At 46.2% G+C, this 17851-nt stretch carries 16 protein-coding genes; 13 read left to right on the top strand and 3 right to left on the bottom strand.

All coding sequences use genetic code 11. The features are described 5' to 3' along the window. Nucleotides 1–262: 262 nt before the first annotated feature. The 6 genes from pulA to M3629_RS12105 all read left to right on the top strand — a co-directional run bounded on the left by pulA (nucleotide 263) and on the right by M3629_RS12105 (nucleotide 6390). Nucleotides 263–3139: a type I pullulanase gene (gene pulA, locus M3629_RS12130; protein ID WP_251506609.1), complete on the top strand. Its 2877-nt coding sequence runs from the start codon at nucleotides 263–265 to the stop codon at nucleotides 3137–3139. 290 nt (nucleotides 3140–3429) lie between these two features. Further along, nucleotides 3430–4062, top strand: coding sequence for a 50S ribosomal protein L25 (locus M3629_RS12125; RefSeq protein WP_251506373.1), 633 nt, complete (start codon nucleotides 3430–3432; stop codon nucleotides 4060–4062). A gap of 149 nt (nucleotides 4063–4211) precedes the next feature. Then, on the top strand, nucleotides 4212–4394 hold the full coding sequence (locus M3629_RS12120; RefSeq protein ID WP_251506371.1) for a hypothetical protein: 183 nt from the start codon (nucleotides 4212–4214) through the stop codon (nucleotides 4392–4394). Continuing rightward, entirely contained in the window at nucleotides 4395–4730 is a 336-nt protein-coding gene (locus tag M3629_RS12115) for a hypothetical protein (RefSeq protein WP_251506369.1), read from the top strand. 287 nt (nucleotides 4731–5017) lie between these two features. Next, nucleotides 5018–5989, top strand: coding sequence for a helix-turn-helix transcriptional regulator (locus tag M3629_RS12110; protein ID WP_251506366.1), 972 nt, complete (start codon nucleotides 5018–5020; stop codon nucleotides 5987–5989). 38 nt (nucleotides 5990–6027) lie between these two features. Next, nucleotides 6028–6390: an HIRAN domain-containing protein gene (locus tag M3629_RS12105; protein ID WP_251506364.1), complete on the top strand. Its 363-nt coding sequence runs from the start codon at nucleotides 6028–6030 to the stop codon at nucleotides 6388–6390. Between the two features lie 15 nt (nucleotides 6391–6405). Here the strand turns inward: M3629_RS12105 and M3629_RS12100 are convergent, their stop codons facing one another. Next, on the bottom strand, nucleotides 6406–7509 hold the full coding sequence (locus M3629_RS12100) for a glycosyltransferase family 4 protein (protein ID WP_251506361.1): 1104 nt from the start codon (nucleotides 7507–7509) through the stop codon (nucleotides 6406–6408). Nucleotides 7510–7719: 210 nt separating this feature from the next. Here M3629_RS12100 and M3629_RS12095 point away from each other — a divergent pair, with 210 nt between their 5' ends. From M3629_RS12095 to msrA, 6 genes are all read left to right on the top strand, one after another. Then, a complete protein-coding gene (locus M3629_RS12095) occupies nucleotides 7720–8034 on the top strand; it encodes a DUF3817 domain-containing protein (protein WP_251506358.1) in 315 nt (104 codons plus the stop codon). A 276-nt stretch (nucleotides 8035–8310) separates the two neighbouring features. Continuing rightward, nucleotides 8311–9129: a TerC family protein gene (locus tag M3629_RS12090; RefSeq protein ID WP_251506608.1), complete on the top strand. Its 819-nt coding sequence runs from the start codon at nucleotides 8311–8313 to the stop codon at nucleotides 9127–9129. A gap of 554 nt (nucleotides 9130–9683) precedes the next feature. Continuing rightward, nucleotides 9684–11147: an RtcB family protein gene (locus M3629_RS12085; RefSeq protein WP_435368211.1), complete on the top strand. Its 1464-nt coding sequence runs from the start codon at nucleotides 9684–9686 to the stop codon at nucleotides 11145–11147. Continuing rightward, on the top strand, nucleotides 11147–12460 hold the full coding sequence (locus tag M3629_RS12080) for an ATP-binding protein (protein ID WP_435368214.1): 1314 nt from the start codon (nucleotides 11147–11149) through the stop codon (nucleotides 12458–12460). The genes M3629_RS12085 and M3629_RS12080 overlap by 1 nt, the downstream gene beginning before the upstream one ends. A gap of 363 nt (nucleotides 12461–12823) precedes the next feature. Next, on the top strand, nucleotides 12824–13081 hold the full coding sequence (locus M3629_RS12075; RefSeq protein WP_090915436.1) for a GlsB/YeaQ/YmgE family stress response membrane protein: 258 nt from the start codon (nucleotides 12824–12826) through the stop codon (nucleotides 13079–13081). Between the two features lie 221 nt (nucleotides 13082–13302). Further along, on the top strand, nucleotides 13303–13818 hold the full coding sequence (gene msrA / locus M3629_RS12070) for a peptide-methionine (S)-S-oxide reductase MsrA (protein ID WP_154887601.1): 516 nt from the start codon (nucleotides 13303–13305) through the stop codon (nucleotides 13816–13818). A gap of 77 nt (nucleotides 13819–13895) precedes the next feature. On the opposite strand, the gene M3629_RS12065 is transcribed toward msrA, so the two are convergent. Next, complete coding sequence (locus tag M3629_RS12065) at nucleotides 13896–15179, bottom strand: PQQ-binding-like beta-propeller repeat protein (RefSeq protein ID WP_251506353.1); 1284 nt, start codon at nucleotides 15177–15179, stop codon at nucleotides 13896–13898. A 240-nt stretch (nucleotides 15180–15419) separates the two neighbouring features. Between M3629_RS12065 and M3629_RS12060 the strand changes: the two genes are divergently transcribed. Further along, on the top strand, nucleotides 15420–16010 hold the full coding sequence (locus M3629_RS12060; RefSeq protein WP_251506351.1) for a restriction endonuclease: 591 nt from the start codon (nucleotides 15420–15422) through the stop codon (nucleotides 16008–16010). A gap of 124 nt (nucleotides 16011–16134) precedes the next feature. Here M3629_RS12060 and M3629_RS12055 read toward each other — a convergent pair whose 3' ends face one another. Continuing rightward, nucleotides 16135–17781, bottom strand: coding sequence for an RNA polymerase sigma factor (locus M3629_RS12055; protein WP_251506348.1), 1647 nt, complete (start codon nucleotides 17779–17781; stop codon nucleotides 16135–16137). Nucleotides 17782–17851: the final 70 nt, after the last annotated feature.

Genomic DNA, 17851 nt, shown 5'->3' with positions numbered 1-17851 from the left:
GTCATAACGATGTATTTCAGTTTAAAAGTCACACAGTAGAACACTCTCTTTGATATCAAAAGAGGGTGTTTTTTTGATTCCATAGGTACATACGTTGTCAACCGCTGCGCTTGTTTACATATGATAGATGAAAGCGATTGCTCATCAATTGTTTCGATCTAACCGATATGTTGAGTACAGACAACCCCGGGTTGACAAAAGGCGTCCCACTTCGTAACATCGGGACAATACGAAATTAAAGGATATAAAGGCGGTGAGAACGATGCCGGAATGGACTTCTTTTTGTTATGAAGGCAACGATCTTGGCTTAACTTATACCAGTGCTGCGAGTACGTTCAAAGTATGGGCGCCTACAGCACAGCTGGTTAATATATTAGTTTTCGAATATGAGGGAGAGTATAACGATCTTGGCGAGGTGACCCAACATGAGGACGGTCAGGCATTTGAGATGACACGTGACCCGGACGGGATCTGGCAACGGACTCTTTCGGGCGACTGGGCAGGACACTTTTATATGTATCGCATCGTTCATCATGATCAAGGGGTAGAAGTAGTAGCGGACCCTTACGCCAGAGCAGTTACAGCCAATGGGCAACGGACGGCGATCATTGATCTGAATATGACTCATCCAGAGGGATGGGATCAAGATGTAAAGCCCGCCTTTGTAAGCCCGGTTGATGCGATCATCTATGAACTGCATGTACGAGATTTCTCTTCCGATCCCCAGGCCGAACTTCCGTACAAGGGAAAGTATATGGCTTTTACGGCTACGGGGCTTACCGATGAGGCTGGCAACTCAATTGGCGTCGATCATTTGGTCGAACTGGGGATTACCCATGTACATCTTCTGCCTGTGGCCGATTACCAGACGGTAAATGAACTCGCAGTAGAGAACACCGATCGAACGGCCAAAGTACCCTATAACTGGGGCTATGATCCGCAACACTATAATGTTCCTGAGGGTTCCTATTCGACGAATCCGCGAGAACCTGCTGTTCGCATTCGGGAGTTCAAAGCGATGATCCAGTCCTTGCACCAGCAAGGTATCCGTGTTGTGCTTGATGTCGTCTACAACCATACGTACAGTGTGAAAAAAGGCCCTTTTGAGCGAATTGTACCTGGTTACTTCTATCGCCATTATGAAGATGGCACACTCAGCAACGGTTCAGGTGTAGGGAATGAACTGGCAACAGAACGTCCTATGGTACGAAAATATATTCTAGACTCCTTGCACTATTGGGCGGAAGAATATCATATTGACGGATTCCGGTTTGATCTGATGGCACTGATTGATCTGGACACCATGAGCGAGCTTACCCGTGAGTTAAAAGAAAAGATAGATCCTGCTTTTCTGATCTATGGTGAGCCTTGGATGGGAGGAGACTCGCCACTGGGGCATCAGACTCTTAAGGGAACACAGAAAGGCAGAGGGTTTGCTGTATTCAATGACCATTTTCGAAGTGCGATCAAAGGGGATAGTGACGGCAACAGTAGAGGATTCATCACGGGTGCCGAAGGTTTGGCGTATGAAATAGGCAAAGGTGTGGCGGGAGCACTGGATGACTTCACCTCTTCCCCTGCCGAAACCGTAAATTATGTGACCGCCCATGATAACCTGAATCTCTGGGATAAAATAGCAACCTCGCTCCATCTTCGCCATGATCTGGGCTTTCCTGTGTGGAAAGACGGACAGCCTGTGGAGGGGGGCAGTGCCGAGTCGGCGGTTAAGGCTTCAGATCCGTATCGATACGTCGATGAAGCAGATGTGCTGCACAATGAAATGGTTCGTCGTTCCATTCTTGCATCTGGCATCTTGCTTACTTCACAAGGAATACCTTTTCTGCATGCCGGTGATGAGATGTTAAGATCCAAGGCTGGAGATCATAATAGTTATCGAAGCGGTGATGCAGTAAATTCGATCACTTGGGCCAATAAATCCCGCTTCAGGCCTGTATTTGACTATTATCGTGGGCTGATTCACTTGCGTCGCACCCATCCGGCGTTCCGTATGATTAAGGCCGAACAGGTTCGCAGACATCTTCGCTTCATTCGGATGGATGGGAACGTTATTGCGTATATGATTGAACATGGGGCAAACGAAGATTCATGGCATCGGATAATTATCATTTATAACGGCTCGGAGGAACCTCAGACCATACACCTGGATGAGGGTGAGTGGAAAGTTGTCGTGAATCATCATACCGCTGGAACCGACGTGATCGAGACGGTTACGGGCGAGGTTCAGGTGGAACGTTGGTCGCTTATGGTTCTGTACGACAAGGAGCTCACTACTCAGTCAGAGCCAGCCGCACTGGAAATCGCTCTTCCGCGCAGGGTATTTGCTCCACAGGAGACTGCTCTGCTACGAGCAACGGTGAGGGATCATATCGGCAATGTATTAGAAAATGTACCCGTGGTATGGAACTCTTCCGATCCTGACATGGTTCGTATAGAAAAAGATGGCACCATCCGTACGTTGGCTCGAGGTGTAGTTTCCATTACGGCAAGCGTCGGTTCGATCACAACGTCTTGTACCGTTCAGGTCGATATCCGCCACGCTGAACGAATTGAGATCATAGGTGAACCGGTGTTATATACAACTCGAGTTAGTCGTTTTCGTGCGTTGGTGTTGGATCAATATGGGCAACCCCTTACAGATGCTCATATTCGCTGGAGTTCCGCTCATTCGGATGTAGCTGCCGTAAGTCACGCGGGAATCGTGAGGGCGCTGACTTCGGGGAAATCAATGATCGTCGCAGAAGTAGGCTCCGTTCGTGCGGCATATGCGGTTACGGTTCATAGATATCTGTCACGAACCGTGACCGTCTGTTATGAACGAGCGGATAGCTGTTATGATGGCTGGGACGTTTGGGTATGGGGAACGGGTATGGAGGATGGAGCCATTCGCTTAGAGCGGGCAGGCAATGTTGCACAAGCGCGGTTCCGTGTAGCTCCTGGTCTGCATCATCTGGGTTTTATCATCAGGCGGAATGAGTGGGAGGCCAAGGACACTTGCGGAGATCGTTATGTAGATATTTTGCCTGAAGATGGAGACGTGCAAATTATGGTGCAAAGTGGATCAGACGAGATGCAGATTGTGCGAGAAAATAATGAAACGGATGATCTGAATAGTGCATGATGTTTACTGCTCTGTACCTTTTGAACAGGGAATTCTTTCATCGTTCCAAGCACCACCAATCTTGCAGTCGGAAGGATTTCCGGCTGTTTTCGTATGTTTAAACACATATATAATTACAAAAAAAGGATAAAAAACTCCGGATTCATGTTTTAGATGCTGGATCATTGGGGTAAATATAGATATGGCCCAACATATGGCCTCAGAAAAAAGACTGTTTTGGTCTATGAGAGAAGCCGCAGAGCTTGCCAACAAAATCAAAGTAGGGATCCCTTGAAGGAGGATGTTCAACCATGAAATCCAACGGAAAAATGGCTCAACTTACAGCAACGCCAAGAACTGAAAAGAAAGGTGCAGCATTGCGCCTGTTAAGACAAGGTGGACGAGTTCCTGCCGTAGTATACGGACCGGGACAAGAAGGTGCCGCTATACATGTGGATGAAAAAGAAATGCTGAAAATGGCTCGTACAGGCCGCTCAGAGATGTTTAACCTTAATGTAGAAGGCGGAAAGACGGTTCCTGTGTTGATTAAGGATCAGCAGGAGCGTAATGGACGTTTGCTACACGTTGACTTTTTACAGATTTCGAAAAACAAACCGATTAGCGTTAGCGTATCGATTGATTTCCAAGGTACTGCTGCTGGTTCCAAAGAAGGCGGTGTCTTCCAGACGCAAGAAACACAACTAGAGGTTGAAGGCTTGCCAGCAGATCTGCCAACTTCGATCGAAGTTGACGTCAGTGGTCTGGAAATTGGTGACCGCTTGACAGCAGGCGATATTAAACTGGATAAAGGTTTGACGCTCGTGACATCACCAGATTCTATCGTGGCTTCGGTTATGCCGCCGCAAGCTGTTGAGGAAGAACCAACGACTTCTGCTGATGAAGCAGCTCCAGAAGCAGAAGAAGGTCAACCAGCAGAAGAATAGGCGAACGCTGGAATTTCAAAAATTCTGCGTAAATGATAGCCAAGCCCGGTCCACTTTTTGTGGGCTGGGCTTTTTCGTATGGATTTAAGGGTTGTATTTGTGGTACAACGTGAAGATAGATTAAATCGAAATGAAAGCAGGTCTGTCCTATGTTTGACCCCACGATATACGATAATTTAAAAGTAGCTTTCGAGAATTATCTTTATGATCTGGACAATCTGGATGAGAGTATTCACATTACTCACCGCAGGGATCAATTAGAATTGGCAAGCATGTCCCGAGAATTCACCTTGCAGTTCTGCCTAAGAGATCATACGGCTGTTACTGCCTAAGTGGTACTGAGAAGTTCGCTGCAGGCTATAGCCGCAGAGATTCTGGAGACCCCAGGTAGCCATCCCGGCTGTGGACTGGAGCTTCGTTTTGCGTGGGCAACAAAAGAGCCGGAGCGGCGTTGTCACGACGTTCAGGCGGTCATGCAGGAAAATTGGCCCGATCAGCGGATAGTTCAGCATATCCACTATCTTTTTGGAGAAGCTCCGGTATCATTTAACGTTTCTGCCAGTGTTTATTTTGACAGGCAAGTGAACGAGGAGCAGATGCAAGACATTCCGGTATTATGTGATCATATGCTGCATGTTTTGAATAAATTGTTCATGATGCATGAATAGAACTATAAGAATGAAATAGAACTTTATAAGCCTTTTCTCTTCGGAGATAGGGCTTTTTTTGTATTTTCTTTAGATATTTGTATAGGCTTTCAGGCTTAGGAAAATCAGATTTTGGGTTATTAATTTACGCAAGCAAGTAAGAGAATGTATATTTAGAGAGGGGAAAAGTGCAATTGGACTATAAGTAAAAGGTGAAATTGCGAAAAAACATTTGGGACTAAAGATTTAGACATGAACTAAAGGAACTAGTTTTCCTTGCCGATAAAATATCGAAGGGGAGAAACTACATGACAGAGAAATTAATTCGTCTGCTGCGTATACTTCAGGCTATACAGGCTAATCCCGGAATCTCTGCTAAGGAATTGGCGCTTAAATGTGGTACAACGGTGCGCACAATCTATCGCGATCTCCGGATTTTGGACAGGGTTGCTCCCATTATGAACGAAGGATATGGAAAGGGGTATCGATTTATCGGTGAGTTTGCCATGTATCCTTTAGATTTTACCGAACAGGAAGCCATGCTTTTCTGCATGCTTCCGGCTTTAGTCGATACTACAAAATTACCTGCTGAATTTGAATCAGCATTTGATAAGGTTATATCGGCACATACCAAACAAAAGACAAGGAACAGTGAAATTGTGGAAAATATTGCAGGAATTATTCGGATGGGGATACCTGCTTATCGTGAAGAGGGAAAGGATCCTAACTTGTTAATTCCCATTATCGAAGCGATTTTAGACGGACGGACGATTCAAGCGCAATATCATACGCTCACCGATAACGAGATTACGGTTAGGCAAATAGACCCTTATTATCTTGTACCGCGTGACCAACGATTTTATCTGATTGGGTACTGCCATCTACAGCAGAAAGTTCGATTGTTTCGCATTAGCCGCTTTCTGGATGTAACAAGAACCACTGCTGCATTTGATATGGGCGACTTCAATATAACTCAATATATGAAGAATACTTGGTCTGTTGACCGAGGGGACGAGCATATTCATTTTAAGGTGAGATTCTCCGAAAAGGTGGCCCCTTACATAAAAGAAGAAGAAATGTTTGTTCGTCCACGAATGACAAATCTTATGGATGGTGGTTTGTTATTTGAAGTAACACTGAATAGCAGCCGTGAATTTTTGCAATGGTTAAACCAATTCGGTCCTGAGGCTGAGGTACTTGAACCTCGCGAGTATCGGAGAGAGATTCGCAAACAACTTTTGGAATGGTTGGAGCACTATAAAGATGATAAGGCTTTATAGCCATATGCCAAGGAATATCTGTAAAAAGGAGCTTTTGTATGAGCAACAAAATTTTTGCCGCTTTGATGGGTATGGAAAACTATCATGGAGCACAGGCTCTGCATGTGGGGGATACACTTTATCTTGTAAAGGATCCGGATAATCGTTTGGATCATCAAGCCATTAAAGTAGTTATTCCTCCAATCGGGGAGGTGGGTTATATTGTGAACCATGCCGAGACTGTCCCTCATGGATGCTGGACTGGGGCGGGGTTCTACGATGCCTTCCACCAACAAACTTGTGCAAAAGTGAGATTTATGATGAAGGATATGGTCATTATTGAACTGATCGAAATCATGCATGTACCTGTAACTCAGATGGACTCAATGATTACAGAATGGCAATTCCGCGAGAAAGCCTGATCAAGAAAAAAAGGCTCATGAACGGATGAGCCTTGTGTAAGCTGCCTCCAAATATAGAGCTGTTCTTGACCAACTGAAGTGAGAACTTGCTGTTTCCCGGCCGCTTTTTCCCATGGATTGCACAAGATCAGGTTGGGTAGCCAGCTGGTGCAAGCATAAAGCAAACTGCTGAGGTTGCTTATACTCTGATATCAAGTATCCGTTCATTCCCGAATGGATAATCTCCCGGATACCCCCATTATCGGATGCAATAACAGGAACACCGGAGGCCATAGCTTCTACATTCACCAAGCCAAAGGCCTCGTGGCTCTGTGAAGGACAGACTAAGCAGTCGACACTTCGATAGAGTTGATCAATCTGTTCGTGACTCATCTGCCCTAAAAAGGTGGCATGTACGTTATGCTTTTGTGTCAGTTTACGTAATAAGCGCACATACTTTGGAGGACCCTTGCCTGCGATAACCAGATGGAGAGGTACTTTTTTTTGTGCTAAAGCAACAGCACGAATAAGAATATCGACCCCTTTGCCAGGGATGACCCTACCTGCATACAGGACTGAGAAACGTCCGGTGATTCCAAACTTTTCACGTAAGTGAAGCCGTTCTTCATTGCTGGCAGCGGGGCGGAAGCGATCAAGATCTGTACCTAGTGGCACAACATTTAATCGTTTCTTCACGGCAGGGAAACGGCGGCTAAGTCTACGCTTCAACGATTGGCTGTTCACGGCAATACAATCCGCTTTTTTCAACATTGACAGTTTCCTTGGCCCGGGTTGGGCGAATGTAAGTGAGTGCAGATAGAGGACAACGGGTGTTTGCGGGAAAGCCTGTTTAATGGCAGCCATGCTGTAAGGTCTGTTATCGACTTGAATTACATCAACATCGAGTGTACGAAGCAAACGAATAACTGACCGGGTATAATCTACGACACCGGATGCAGAGATTCGCTGAACTGTTATCTGCCCAATCTGTTGAAGCGCCGGCAATCCATGTATTAGACGGCTTATAATGATTACCTGATGACGGCGGGCAAGATCATGTGCGATCCCTAATATACAGATTTCCACGGAACCATTGCCAGGCAGAGGTAATTTCTCTGGTGCAACCAGAACGATTTTCATGAATCCACTCCTCCTTGTCCGACATTGTTCATGACACATTTCATGCATTGTATGTGAGAGGTGGATATTTGGCTCCTGTGAGGCGTATATTGGAACATACAAAAGACATGGAATATAATACAGCTTGGCCGGATGCAAATCGACACTGCTTTTGTGATATACTGTACAGGGTTCAATTAGCGCGTATTGTATAGAAGCAGGAGGAAGAAGATGTTACGTTCAATGCTGGGTCGTTTCCGGCTAATGTTATGGTTACAGGGGATTTCATATGTATTGCTGTTGTTCGTTGCGTTTCCCCTTCGGGATGCAGGAGTTATGCCTCAAGCGGTGACTTGGTTCGGGAACCTGTATGGTTTTCTGTTTCTAATGTATCTCTTGTTTATGGTATCTTTATATACAACTCAGAAGTGGCGTTTGCGCCGTCCCATTGCACTATTTTTCATCTCATTTATCCCGCTGGGCAATATGATTTATGATTTTTTTGTTTTTCGAAAATTAGCCCTTAACGCCGAAAATAAAGCTTGACTTTATTTTATGTTATGAAATATGATGTAAACAGGTTATTCACCGGTTTCAACTAAAACTACATATTCCTGTTAAAGGGGAGTAGCTTTTACAGTAAAGTCGTCAATTCGGGATCGCATCCCCGGCTTTATTGGCAGCGATCTGTTGTTAGCGAGACCTTTACCAAGTTTTTATGCTCGGTAAAGGTCTCTTTTTGTGGTTATAAAAGGATCTTTACCAGCAATGGTAAAGGTCCTTTTTTTTGTACATCATAAGCATATGAAGGAGGAGTCAATGTTGGAACCAGCACTATTATTAGAATACGGGTGGGTACTTTTGGTCCTGGTCGTGCTTGAAGGGTTATTGGCAGCAGATAATGCTCTGGTGCTTGCCATTATGGTTAAACATTTGCCGGAGGAGAAGCGTAAAAAGGCATTGTTTTATGGTCTCATGGGTGCCTTTATTTTCCGTCTCGGATCGTTGTTCCTGATCTCATTCCTGGTGGATGTGTGGCAGGTTCAAGCAATTGGAGCGCTGTATCTTCTGTACATTTCAATAAACCATATCGTCAAAAAGGTGATGAGTGGTCGGAATAAAACAGATGAAGCAGCAGATGACACACCAAAAAAACCGAAAAAACAATCCGGTTTCTGGATGACGGTATTTAAGGTTGAGGTCGCAGATATCGCTTTTGCAGTAGATTCTATCCTAGCAGCTGTAGCCTTGGCAGTTGCGTTGCCACCAAGCGGCTTGCCGCCAATTGGCGGTTTGGATGGCGGACAGTTCATTGTCATCTTCCTCGGCGGTTTTATCGGTCTTGTTATCATGCGTTTTGCAGCATCGTTTTTCGTGAAATTGCTTCATTCCCGTCCGGGGCTTGAGGTTGCCGCTTTTGTAATTGTAGGTTGGGTAGGGGTTAAACTGTCCGTAATTACACTGGCTCACCCTTCCTTAGGCGTACTGGATGAGCATTTCCCGGAAAATAAAATATGGAAAATCGGTTTTTATGTTGTGCTGATCACGATTGCGGTATGTGGATGGTTTCTCTCATCCAAATTGCCTGAAAAGCAAGATGAGAATCCTGTAGAGGAATTGCAGGAGCAGGCTAAACTCTAAGGTTTATGATCAGATCATGAGAATGTCTTTTATCTGATGATATGACGGATATAGCAGTGAATAAACCGAATAAAAAGTTTTAACAACAGGAGGTTGTCCCCGGACAACCTCCTGTTGTTTCTAATTGGCTAGAACATAAGAGTGCATTAATTTCCAAGAAAAGGGTTGACATTTGAAAAGATGTGCTATTAATATATACATATCAATGATGAAGGGAGGCCGAAAGACATGACGTTAGGTTATGGATTGAATCTAGGACACAGAAGGTTTAACACAATTGTATATCCGGCTCATCGTCTTTTTGGCCTCATACGGTCGACATAAAGAACGGGCATATTGTTTATAGAGTACAGCGTGTAGTGCTATAGGCAATGTGTGTTCTTCGCGGTATCCAGCGATGGATGACAGGCGCAAACTCCATTGTGCTGTTATCCGTTATTGTCATGCAGTAGAAGCCATGGACGATCAGTCCATGGCTTTTTTATGTATTTTTTCAAAAAACACGCAGCAAAACTAAATTTGCTGAACGGAACAGGAAGGAATTACACTTATTTATGAATAACGAGATGAACAATATTGAAAATTTTAGCAACATGGCCGAAAATTATCGCCATCAAGTGAAATTACCGGCGGGAGAACTTACGGTATATGCGGCACAGCAATTATTCTCTTCTCTGGACTACAAAGTATTTGAGATGGCTAACAATAATTTGCAGATTCCAAACATTTCTTATATGGGTTATACCCCGGACGTGCATGTCGGTGTAGGAACCTGTATTGGAACGACAGCGGTATGGGAGGCACAGGGCGGATATGTATCACCTTCTATCGTAGGCAGTGATATCGGCTGTGGCATGCGAGTGCATCTGACCAATCTGCATAAGGATGATCTGAAAGAGGTAAAGTTGCGCCGCAAATTGGTTAAAGCGATTGAAAAGGTGTTACCGATGGAAGCTAGCCAGCGTGGCCATTTCTCAGATATAAGGCTAGAGCACATTGTAAAAAAGGGACTGCATGGACTGCCGAAAAAATATATTCCGGACAGTTATACACCGAAAAAATCTACTTCCCTGACGCATGTGGAAAGTAGCAAATTTACGTATGATGAGAATGTGCTGAATCTTGTTCCAGATATGACCTGGCATCGTTCGCATCGTCAACTCGGTACACTGGGTGGCGGGAATCACTTTGCCGAGATTCAGGCGATTGAGATTGCCGAGGAAAATCGTGAAGTGGCCGAGGCTTGGGGGCTTTATAATGGACAGATAGCTGTGATGATTCATTCTGGTTCAAGAGCATGGGGCGGATATGTCAGCCAGACAAGTTCGGCAGCGATTGCCAAAGTCATGCAGCGGCTGGACCTTGGAACTTCCGATCCCCGATTGGTATTTGCCCCGCTGGAGCATGCGGAAGGTCGCCATTACGTCAACATGATGTATTCTGCTTTGAATTATGCCGTAGTGAATCGCCACCTCATCGCCTATGCCATCCGGGAAGCATTCCGGGATGTATTTGGGTCAAAATGCGAATTCCGGACACTGTACGACCTGATGCATAACTATGCTTGGGAGGAGTCCCATGAGGAGCGTGGTTCGGTCTTTGTACACCGGAAAGGAGCAACCCGGGCATTGCCTGCAGGCCATCAGGATAATCCAAAACCATACATGGCTACAGGGCATCCGGCTTTGATTCCTGGCTCGATGGGTACGGCCTCTTATATCATGGTCGGTCAGCCAGAAGGCTCAGACAACTATTATTCGATATGTCATGGTGCGGGCCGTATACGGTCACGTACTGCAACAAAACGATTGGTGACGGTTGAGGATTTTGCTACAGCCCTTGGTGTAGGAACGGCAGACGAGATTGTTGTTAACCAACGATCCTTGGAATCCATTCTTGATGAATCACCTCAGGCTTATAAAAACGTTGATGAGATTATAGATAGTGTTACCGGCGCCAGACTGGCACAAGTGGTAGCCAAATGTAAACCGCTTGCTGCGGTAAAGGGAGCGAAATGATGAACGATAACGAAAAACAGATGAATCCAATGGATGAAAAAAAAGCCATCTACTCCTATGACGAACAGCATGATACACGTATCCGGGTTGAAGGGTACGCGGTCTATTCGAGACTGATTCGAGGAATTAGTGATGCGCTTCGGAAGCGCTACGGCGTTGAATACAAGTTATATTCAAGCTCTGATCCGAACAACGAATATTGGGAATTGCTGCGGGAAGACTTGCAGAATGGAAGTGACGAGGTTGAGCTTGTTGCTCGTATATTTGAGGATCTAGAGCTCCAAGCACTGCATTACGATGATGATGGAGATGTACCAACATACGGTGTACATTATTCCATCCGCAACAACGTATTTGCTTATCCCCAATGGGGCGTAGCTTTGGTACGGGTACCTTTTTTCCGGGAGAACGGGATCTACAGTGAAGATTTTGTGTTCGCTGTGGGGGATGAAGAGATGAAGCATTTCCTGGGAAGTGTAAGGGAACGCGAACGTCAGCAAAATATGAAGAAAGTAACGGTTTACACGGATGCTCGTAATGGCAGTGACCGTCACGTGGAGTCCATAACTCGTTCGGTGAGCCGAGAAGATGTAGTTCTCTCCGCACAGATCAAACAGGATATTTTTCGCTCCTTGGATCAGTTCTTTGAAGCGGATCGATCCTTTTACCGGGACTATGATATCCCCTATAAACGCGGCATTCTGCTCTATGGGCATCCAGGAAACGGAAAAACAACGCTCGTGAAATCAATAGCAGGCAGTATTCCTGGCCCGGCTGCGTACTGGCAAATTACCGAATACACCAATAGTGAGTCTGTGCGTGAAGTGTTTGATGCAGCCAAACGACTGGCACCGATGGTGCTGATCATTGAGGATATCGACTCGATGCCGGATGAAGTTCGCTCCTTTTTCCTGAATACGCTGGATGGTGCGACGTCCAAAGAAGGAATCTTTTTGATCGGCACGACCAACTATCCGGAAAAAATCGATCCAGGTCTCATGAATCGTGCCGGACGATTCGACCGGGCCTATGAGATTCCGCTGCCTGATGAAGCTTTACGCTTGCAGTATTTGCGGCAACGTGGATTTAGCGTGTTTGCAGGTGAGGAAGGATCGATCGAGGCAGCCCGTTTGACAGATACGTTCTCGCTTGCACAACTCGGGGAATTGTATGTCAGTGTTGCCCTGGAATGGCATCAGAACGGGCAAACCGATATTGTTCAGGTCATTCAGTCCATGCGGGGAGAACTGGACAAAAGTCATAAACATAATTGGCTTGCACAACCGGGCAAGGGTCGGGCTGGATTTTATTGATCTGTTATATGAGTCTTGTTTTCTGATCTAATACGTTGACTGATACCATTCTGATGGACTATAAAGTTTGGAGTATAAATGGTTCTGAGCCATAAATATAAATTCACCTTCGCTGGGTATACTAACCTTGTCTTTGGTAACATACAATGACTTTCGGGAGGTACATATCGCAGCCATATGCTGATGAGATGCCGGAAACGGACACGGCCTGTAGTCATGCACTCGCGGAGCGCCTGTTAGCAGAGAAGGAAGCATTTTGGACAATGGTAATATGTAACAATTTTAATGCTAGTTGTTTAAATGCCTTCGGAGCGGTTAATAGTAGTCAGACGCAACAAAAACTTTAAAATAGAGGTGAATGATATGGGTTGGTTATGGTCATTAATTATCGGTGGTATCATTGGTTGGCTCGCAGGTCTGATTGTTGGTCGTGACATCCCAGGCGGTATTATTGGTAATATCGTTGCTGGTTTTATCGGTGGATGGTTAGGCGGAGTGATTCTTGGAGACATGGGTCCTGAGATGGGCGGATTCCACATTGTACCAGCATTGATTGGTGCGATTGTGCTTGTAGCGATTGTCAGCTTGATCTTCCGTTCGATGGGACGAAGCCGCGGGTAAATTAGAGCAAGCGATGTTCCTGACTAAGAAATTAGGGTGCAGCTGAAAGCTGTATGAACCATACGGATAGGAATGCTTCCAAGCGAAGCTGAATGAAGAGGTTGATGAAGAGCCATTGCGGTGGCTTTCCATCAACCTCTTGTTGTTTTACAATGTAGGAATGAATGCGTGTCTGCGCTCATGCTTTCATGATATTGTTTTGAACCAGAGGAGTTGAAGGAATGGAAAAAGCAACGTTTGCCGGCGGATGTTTCTGGTGTATGGTTACCCCGTTTGAAGAACAACCAGGCATCCACGGTATCGTATCAGGTTATACAGGTGGCCATGTCGAAAATCCGACTTATGAGCAGGTGAAGACTGGGGAAACGGGGCACGTGGAAGTCGTGGAGATTACATTTGATCCAGATGTATTCCCTTACGAGCGCTTACTAGAATTATACTGGCCTCAGATTGACCCCACGGATGATGGAGGACAGTTTCAGGATCGAGGATCGCAGTATCGTACCGCCATCTTTGTACACAATGAACGCCAGCGGCAGCTTGCCGAGCAATCCAAACAGGAACTCGCGGCCAGTGGACGGTTCAATCAGCCCATCGTGACCGAGATTCGGGATGCCGTAACTTTTTACCCGGCAGAGGATTACCACCAGGACTATCATAAGAAAAACGAGAAGCATTACAAGGAAGACCGGGCACTGTCCGGTAGGGACGAATTCATTAACGAGAATTGGAAATAAAAGAAGCCGGAGAGCACCGCGAGGAGCTGTTCCGGCTTTTTCTTGACTAAAGCTATGTCAGGTAAGAGCAACATTCATTATTTAGCCGACGACGACTTGAGTGCATACTTAGAAAGAGCTTCACCCTTCATCGAATAGATCACATCATTCATATAAGTGGAGATACTTTCTAATGAAGGAACAGCAGTGCTGACGGTGTACACATGCACGTCTTCCAATGTCTGCGGGTTCAGAATATATCCTGTTTTAGCAAAATCAAGCTGGTATTGTCCGTCTTGTGTACGGTCAACATGCATGAGCACAGGCTGAGCATCCTTGAACATCCGTTCTGTCACTTTGCCTTTCATCGTGTATAGCTCGAGCTTGGAGCCAGTGAGCACGGTGTACCCGTTACCCGCTGTTTGAATATACGCATCCCCAGCGATTGCACGCCCCCATGCAAGCTTGCCGTCCGAACCGAATCCCATCAAGCGATTGCCGGCGGTTTCGAAGTTGGCACGCATCAGAACAGAACCATCATCCAGAATGGCCAAAGCTTCACCGCCACCATCTCCTTGTGTATTGGCATCAGCCGGGAATTGATAGAAGGACAGACGTTCTAACGATGGGTCGTAGATTTCGATTTTGGGATTGGCAGCCGGTTGCCAGAAGTTACCCGATTTGACCTGTTTGCTCGCATCGACGACAATCCTGCCCTGAGCCGCTTTGAGCACGGTGCCTGCAATTGTTTTTTCGGTCAACAGCTTCCCTTTTTTGTCATATAGAGAGAGGGTAGAACGTACTGAGCCGTTGGCTTGTACACCCTGGCTTGTAGCGACCAGTAGATTATCGTTATCCATCAGTGAGATGTTTGCTGACGAGTTCACGGTTTTTACCCAGTTGACCTTGCCTGACGTATTAAAAGAATATAATTTTTTGGTTTTATCCGAATACTCCATATACACGTAAGCTGTACCATTGCTTGCATATACTGAGTTGGAGTAGGTTGTATAAGGGCCGTTTTTCTCATGGAAAATGGTGCTCCACTTGAGCTGTCCTGTTTTGGCATCCAGTGCTTGAAGTGAATCGAGCTGCCAGTCCAGCGTTGTTTTGCTGCTGGTTTTGGTTACGGGCTGAGAAGCATGTACATATACCAGATTTTTAGCAGGTACAGAGTAAATGTTCTTGATCATGACGTCCTTTTCCGTATTAGCCTCATTTAACATGAGGGAGGAAGAGGTCCATGTCGGTTTAGGCAAGGATTCTGTGGATGCCGCCGCGTATCCTGTAGTAGTATTCATGTTCAAGAGAAGCATGCCACCGAGCACAAGAACAGCCCAAGTCGTGGACTTGCGTTTACGATTCATATAAGTAGTATGCAAGTGATAAACCACCTTTCATCTTCGGTCAAAATAACACCGATTGTAGAATTCTACCATTGATTTCTAGTCGAATTCAACCGAACACGCTGTAACCTTTTTACACCCTGGATGTGATAATGCGATGTTATAAGAGGTCAAACAGTTACAGGGAATTCATCTTCTTTAGATGACTATTGAAGTTTGATATATTTAGGGCTGTGACAAGAGAAATACGAAGTAACAATGATGAGGAGAAACGACATGAATTGGAGTGAAAATATCGTCTTATGGGTCATCGCAGGCATTGTCCTGTTGTTGTTGTTAACCTGGATGACTCGGCGGATTATTTATCGTGGGCAGCGAATACGAAGTGAAGCGAATCCTCAGAAAATCTCAATCAAGGATATCGATAAAATGGAGGATGGGTCAGAGTTCGAGTTATATCTCAACAATCTGTTCGAGCAGCTTGGTTATGACGAGGTTCACAAAACCATGAGTAGTCGGGATTTCGGTGCAGACCTCGTGTTTGTGGACAGACTGGGCAGACGCACGGTGGTTCAGGCCAAACGATACGGGGCGAATCATCCGGTTGGTCTTAGTGCAGTGCAGGAGATTTATACATCGATGCGTTATTATGAGGCCGATCGTTCCATTGTACTGACTTCTGCCCGGTACACGGAGGCTTGCCGCACGCTGGCTGCGGTGAATGAGGTAAAACTGCTGGATCGCGAGGACTTGATCGAGCTGATTGCCCTGTTTAAGTCGCGCAGGCTGGACGAAGCGATGGAACTGATCGAAGAGCATGACCACGAACCCATTGAGACGTGGCAGTCTCGGCGCAAGCGATCCTGATGTCAGTAAGGTAAAGGAGAAATCCGGCATATATAATTGCGATTGAAAACTACCCATGACGCACATGCATCATGGGTAGTTTTCAATCATTTTCATACGTTCTTCGTATACATTCCGAACCGGCTTACTTGACTGGTCCCATCCAGGTTGAAATCGTCTTCTGCTGGTGCGGCAACGGCGGTTTCAGCTTCCCGTTATCGATCAAATGCTTCAAAATATAAGCGACCAGCCGGCCTCCGCCGGTGTTGCCTCTCACCATGTAAGCAAGCTGCGGCTCCAAATGTTTCGGCTGATTTTGCAGGAACAGGTTGAGCATTTTGTCATAGAGTTTGCCGACAGCAGGCGCATACAGAGCGGACAAATCCGGCATTGCCTTGTTCAACCGATCCAACGTTTGCGGAGAGTCAAACCAAACCGCATTGAACTTGTACCCCTCCTTCGTCTTGCGGATGTATCCTTTCTCCAGCAGGAACGAATATTGCTCGGCGTTATCTTCGTTGTCGGGCAGTTCCCCTTGTTGGAACGCATGACAAATCTCGACATTCCGGTATTCCAGGAAACGCCAATCCGTCTCGCGGTCGCTCCAGTAAGTATTGAATTGCCATAAGTATAAAGGAGTGTCTTCGACGTAGCGGATCGAAGGACCGAAGGTGACGTAACTACCCATATCAAAACCCGGATCGGGATAGTGGCTTCGATCTAACGCCGCATAGGCAATATATTGACCTCCGTCCTTTCGCATTGGTGCGACCGCATCGAAGTTTTCGCCCGCTGGCATGCTCCGCCAGGATTGCTCCTCGATGTTTTTGGGCAGCAAGGTCCAGAGCAGGAAGTTATAGTCGTCGTCCGGAACGTACACTCCGCTATCCTCAACTTGACGGCGAACTTCCATTAACGCGTCAAAATGAACATCGGCTACTTCGGCAGCGCAATCTTGCCAAAATTGGTGACCGGCTACAGCCAACTCGAAGAGGTCCCAGACGATGGTATTGCTTTGGTATTTACCGGGAGAGGTTTGGAGGAGAAAATTGTAATCAGCCAGGTGCCGGACTTCGCCTTCCAACAAAGACGGCGGCATTCCCAGTTCCTCCGCGATTTGATGTACGGTACGCGCCTTGTGATAAGCCGCATAAACGATATTTTGCGCCAAGGCGCGTCCAAGAAAATCGTTGGTTTCGCCCAAACTGCCGGCCGAACCCGAATGGCCCATTTCCCCCATGCTGACCGGATTGACACTTAAAGTTCCTGTTGTACGCATACGTTTCATCCCTTTCCGTAACTTCTTCTTAGCCTCGCTCAAATGCCACTTCACCGTGCCTACTGGAATGTTCAGAGCAATCGCGATATCGCCGATTTTAAGCTCATCGTAGTAGTGCATGACCACGATCCGTCGATGGATGTCGGACAGAAACGCGACTTCTCGGCGCAGCTCGCGTGAAGCTTCGGTTGCCAGCAACCGGTCAAGCGGCTCCCGGGAAGGGGCGGCAGACAGTTCAGACATACCGTTGATTTCGATCACTTGCGGAGCGTGCTCGCGCTTTTTCAACCAATTCACCCAAGTGTATCGAGCAACCGTCCAGACGTAAGCGTCAAGGCTTCTAATGTCCCGCGCCCCAGAGAAGGATTTCAACAACTGCAGCATAATCTCCTGAGCCAGATCCTCCGCCTCCGCCCGGTGCTTGACCCGGTTTAACGCAAAACCGAAAATCGGTTTGACATAGTTCCGAATCGCTTCCGCGGCTTCTTTTCCGTTATTACTGATTGAATCCATTTTTTCCTCCATATTTGCGTCTGTAATTCCTGACAATTATATAGTGTGCCAGGAGAAATAAAGGTTGGGA

It is taken from the genome of Paenibacillus polysaccharolyticus (assembly GCF_023714295.1).
In the GTDB taxonomy this organism is placed as follows: domain Bacteria; phylum Bacillota; class Bacilli; order Paenibacillales; family Paenibacillaceae; genus Paenibacillus; species Paenibacillus polysaccharolyticus_A.
The sequence above is the reverse complement of the archived record's forward strand: the minus strand, read 5'-3'. Positions and strand labels throughout refer to the sequence as shown.